The organism is Streptomyces sp. 5-10, assembly GCF_014712245.1.
In the GTDB taxonomy this organism is placed as follows: domain Bacteria; phylum Actinomycetota; class Actinomycetes; order Streptomycetales; family Streptomycetaceae; genus Streptomyces; species Streptomyces violaceusniger.
In genome coordinates this window covers 1-4,687 of the sequence record NZ_JACVYG010000151.1, presented here as the reverse complement: position 1 = coordinate 4,687, position 4,687 = coordinate 1, and the positions used below count along the sequence as shown (strand labels likewise).

The window sequence follows — 4,687 nt, the reverse complement described above, 5'->3', positions numbered from 1 at the left end:
CGGCGGTGGTGGGGCATTCGCAGGGGGAGATCGCGGCGGCGGTGGTGGCGGGGGTGTTGTCGTTGGAGGACGCCGCGCGGGTGGTGTGTGTGCGATCGAGGCTGATCGCGCAGGAGTTGGCCGGGCGTGGCGGGATGGTGTCGTTGCCGCTGCCTCTGGCCGAGGTGGAGGGGCTGATCGCGCCGTTTGGTGATGGTCTGGTGGTGGCGGCGGTGAATGGTCCTGAGTCGGTGGTGGTGTCGGGGACGTCGGATGCGGTGGCGGCTTTGGTGGAGCGGGAGCCGCGGGCGCGGCGGGTCGCGGTGGACTACGCCTCGCATTCGCCCGCGGTCCAGGAGCTTCGTGAGGAGTTGCTGGCGGCCCTGGGGCCGATCGCCCCCGCCGTGGGTACGGTCCCGGTCTACAGCTCGGTGACGGGTGGCCCGATCGACGGGTCGGCCATGGACGCGGAGTACTGGTACACCAACCTGCGCGAGCCGGTGAACTTCCATGGTGCGGTGTCGGGGCTGGTGGAGGACGGGTCCCGGGTCTTCCTGGAGATGAGTCCGCATCCGGTGCTGACCACGTCGATCGAGGAGACGGCGGACACTGTCGCGCTGGGTACCCTGCGACGCGGCGAGGGAACACTCGACCGCGTGTACCGGGCGCTGGGGGAGGCGTACGCGCACGGCGTGTCCGTGGACTGGCGGCCCGCCTACCCCGGCGCCCGCGTGGTCGACCTGCCCACGTACGCCTTCCAGCACCAGCACTTCTGGGTCACCTCACCCCGTGACCGCACCTCCGTCACGGACCGCTGGCGCCACCGGATCGACTGGTCCCCGCTGCCCGAACCCCCGGCCGTAGCCGAACCGGGACGCTGGCTCGTGCTCGGCGCCACCGGCACCGCATGGACCGACGTGGTCGTGCGGGCGCTCGGCGAACAGACAGTCCGGGTGTCGGCGGAGGCTCGGCGTGCGGAGCTCGCCGAGCGGCTGCGCGCTGAGCCACCCGCCGACGGGGTCCTCCTCATGCCCGGGACTCCCGTGGAGGCCGCGGCCATGCTGCAGGCCCTCGACGACGCCGGACTGGCCACGCCGACCTGGATCGCCACCCGCGCCGCGGTGGCCGTCGGCCCCGCCGACCCCCGGCCGCGGGTCGACCAGGCAGGAGTGTGGGGGCTGGGCCGGGTCGCCGCCTGGGAGTACCCCACGCACTGGGGCGGCCTGGTCGATCTCCCCGAGGACGTGGACGAGGCGGCGGCCGCCAGGCTGCGGTCCCTGCTCACCGAGGAGAAGGCCGAGAACCAGGTGGCGATCCGGTCCACCGGGCTGTACGGGCGCAGGCTCGTCCGCGCGGCCCCCGAGGCGCCCGCCCGGGCCTGGACACCCGAGGGAACGGTCCTGATCACCGGCGGCACCGGCGGCCTCGGAGCGGAACTCGCCCGCTGGGCGGCGGGCCGTGGCGCCGACCACCTCATCCTGCTCAGCCGCCGCGGGCCCGACGCGCCCGGTGCCGAGGAGCTGCGCGAGGCGTGCGAACAGGCCGGTACCCGCGTCACGTTCGTCGCGGCGGACGTCGCCGACCGGGAGCGGATGGCCGCCGTGTTCGACGAGCACCCCATCACCAGCGTCTTCCACCTGGCCGCAAGCCTCGACGACGGTGTGCTGGACACGCTCACCCCCGATGGTTTCGCCACGGTCGCCAGGGCCAAGGTGCGCGGGGCCCAGGTGCTGGACGAGCTGACGCGCGGTCGCGGCCTGTCCGCCTTCGTGCTCTTCTCCTCGATATCCGGGGTGTTCGGGGTGCCCGGTCTCGGCGCGTACGCGGCGGCGAACGCCATGCTCGACGCCCTGGCCGTCTCCCGCCGGGCGGCCGGTGAACAGGCCCTGGCCGTGGCTTGGGGCGCATGGGCGGGAGAGGGCCTGGCCACACATGTGGTCGGCGACGAACGGCTGCGCCGCATGGGCCTGACCGCCATGCCCGCCAAGGCCGCGCTGGTCGCGCTGGAACACGCGCTCAACCGCGAGGACACCACCCTCGCCGTGTTCGACGCCGACTGGGACCGCGTGCCCTCCCACACCCGCGACGGCCTCGGCACCCTGCTGCACGAGCTGCCCGAGGCCCGCCGTCCGGCGGCCGTGCCCAGGCCCGACGCGACCAACCTGCGCACCCTGCTCGCCGGGCTCGACGCGGCGCAGCGCACCGCCAAGGTGCGCGACCTCGTCCATGCCGAGGTCGCGGACGCGCTCGGTCACCGCGACGCGGCGGCCGTCGACCCGCGCCGTGCCTTCAGCGAACTCGGCTTCGACTCGCTCACGTCGGTACGGCTGCGCAACCGGCTCACCGAACTCACCGGCCTGAGCATGCCCGTGACCGTGGTGTTCGACTTTCCCACCGTGACCGAGCTCGGCGAGCACCTCGCCGGACGGCTCGGCGGTGACGGCCCCGACGCCGGGGAACTGCTGGCCCGCCTGGAATCCCTGCTCGACGAGGCGGGGCCCGACGAGCTGGGCACGCTGCTGGGCGGCATGGAGGCACTGCTCAGCAGCCGACGCCCGCCGGCACTCGCCACGGACCACTTCGCCTCGGCGAGCGACGAGGAGATGTTCAGCTTCATCGACCAGGACCACGCCTAGGCCCGCCTCGCCTCGCTCCTGCCCCATCCCAAGGAGACTCCCGCGATGACCGCAGTCGACAACCAGATCCACACCTACCCGTTCGGCCCGCAGCTCGGACTCGACGAGGACCCCGGCTATGAACGGGCCCGCCGTGCCGGTGCGCTGACCAGGGTGCAGATGCCCTACGGCAGCCCGGGCTGGCTGGTCACCCGCTACGACGACATCAAGGTCGTGCTCTCCGACCCCCGGTTCAGCCGCACGGCCACCCTGGGGAAGGACGTCGCGCGCAGTACGCCCGCGATCGAGACCGACATGTCCATCCTCTCCATGGACCCTCCCGACCACACGAGGCTGCGCAGGCTGGTGGCGCAGGCGTTCACCATGCGCCAGGTCGAGCAGCTGCGCCCGGCGATCGACGAGATCATCAACGAGCTGCTCGACCGGATCGAGGCGGACGGCACCACGGCGGACCTCGCCCAGGCACTGACCTGGCCCCTGCCGGTGCGGGTGATCTGCCGTCTGCTCGGTGTGCCGATCGGCGACCACGCGAGGTTCGCGCAGTGGACCGACGACATCATGTCGGTGGTCTCCACCGACCTCGAACTGATCAACAAGGCCAGGGACGGCCTCATCGCCTACCTCGCCGAGCTCATCGCCGAGCGCCGCGCCGCCCCCGCCGACGACCTGCTGAGCAGGCTGATACAGGCCAGGGACCAGGACCAGCGGCTCAGTGAGCAAGAGCTCGTCGTCTTCGGCATGACCCTGCTGCTGGCCGGACACGAGACCACGGCCAACCAGATCGGCAACTTCCTCTTCCTGCTGCTGAGCCGCCCCGAGCTGTGGCAGCGGCTGGTCGACGACCCGGGGCTGGTGCCTCAGGCGGTCGAGGAGCTCCTGCGGTACACCCCCCTGGCCACGGCGGGCAACTTCCCCCGGATGGCCACCGAGGACGTCGAGCTGGGCGGCACCCTTGTGCGGGCGGGAGACGTGGTGATCGTGCACGTGGCCGCGGGCAACCGGGACGAGACCGTCTTCGAGCACGCCGACCGTATCGACTTCGACCGCGACGCGCGGGCCCACATAGCCTTCGGCCACGGCGCCCACCACTGCCTGGGCCACCAACTGGCCAGGGCGGAGCTCCAGATGGTGCTCACCACGCTGGTGCGCCGCTTCCCCACACTGCGCCTGGCCGTCCCCGCCGACGAGGTGCCGTGGCGGATCGAACGACTGGTGAACGGCGTCAGCGCGCTGCCGGTCACCTGGTGACCCCGCGACCACGACGTCAACCCAACACAGCACACGCGACCAAGGACTCGGGCGGATGGCTGACCACGACAAGCTTCGCGATTACCTGCGGCTGGCGACCTCGGAACTGCACACCCTGCGCACCCGGGTGCGCGAGCTGGAGTCCGCGACACCCGAACCGCTCGCCATCGTGGGTATGGCCTGCCGGTATCCCGGCGGGGTCCGGACCCCCGAGGACCTGTGGGAGCTGGTGGCCGGCGAGGTGGACGCCACCTCGGACTTCCCCAGGGACCGCGGATGGCGGCTCGACCCGGGTGACAGCCTGACCGAGCGCGGGGCGTTCCTCGACGGGGCGGGCGATTTCGACCCGGCGTTCTTCGGCGTCTCACCGCGCGAGGCGCGGGGGATGGACCCGCAGCAGCGACTCGTGCTGGAGGTCGCCTGGGAGGCGCTCGAAGACGCCCGCATCGTCCCGGAAACGCTGCACGGCAGGCCGACCGGGGTGTTCGTCGGCGCTTCCCACCAGGGCTACGACACGCTCGCCGACGATGCCTCCGAGGTCATGATCGGCAATGTGTCCAGTGTGATCTCCGGACGCGTCGCCTACACGCTCGGCCTGAACGGTCCCGCGCTCACCGTCGACACGGCCTGCTCGTCCTCGCTGGTGGCGTTGCATCTGGCGGGGGAGTCGCTGCGCCGCGGGGAGTGCGACCTCGCCCTGGCCGGTGGTGTCGCGGTACAGGCGGTCCCCGCGCTGTTCGTGGAGTTTTCGCGGCAGCGGGGGTTGGCGGTGGATGGTCGGTGCAAGTCGTTCGGGGAGGGTGCGGATGGGACGGGGTTTTCCG

3 protein-coding genes are annotated in these 4,687 nt (G+C 72.2%); all 3 read left to right on the top strand.

Annotation, left to right across the window (positions count from 1 at the left end; all coding sequences use genetic code 11):
* On the top strand, nt 1-2,615 hold a 2,615-nt coding region (locus IEJ02_RS47470; protein WP_191070455.1), incomplete at its 5' end, for a type I polyketide synthase.
* A 45-nt stretch (nt 2,616-2,660) separates the two neighbouring features.
* Nucleotides 2,661-3,863 (top strand): cytochrome P450, encoded by a 1,203-nt coding sequence (locus IEJ02_RS47465; RefSeq protein WP_191070454.1) that lies wholly within the window; start codon nt 2,661-2,663, stop codon nt 3,861-3,863.
* Between the two features lie 55 nt (nt 3,864-3,918).
* Nucleotides 3,919-4,687, top strand: a 769-nt coding sequence (locus IEJ02_RS47460; protein ID WP_191070453.1) for a beta-ketoacyl synthase N-terminal-like domain-containing protein, incomplete at its 3' end; no start/stop codon positions are given.

Coding starts and splice junctions, on each gene's coding strand:
- IEJ02_RS47465 (WP_191070454.1), top strand. CDS start 2,661: ATGACCGCAGTCGACAACCAGATCCACACCTACCCGTTCGGCCCGCAG.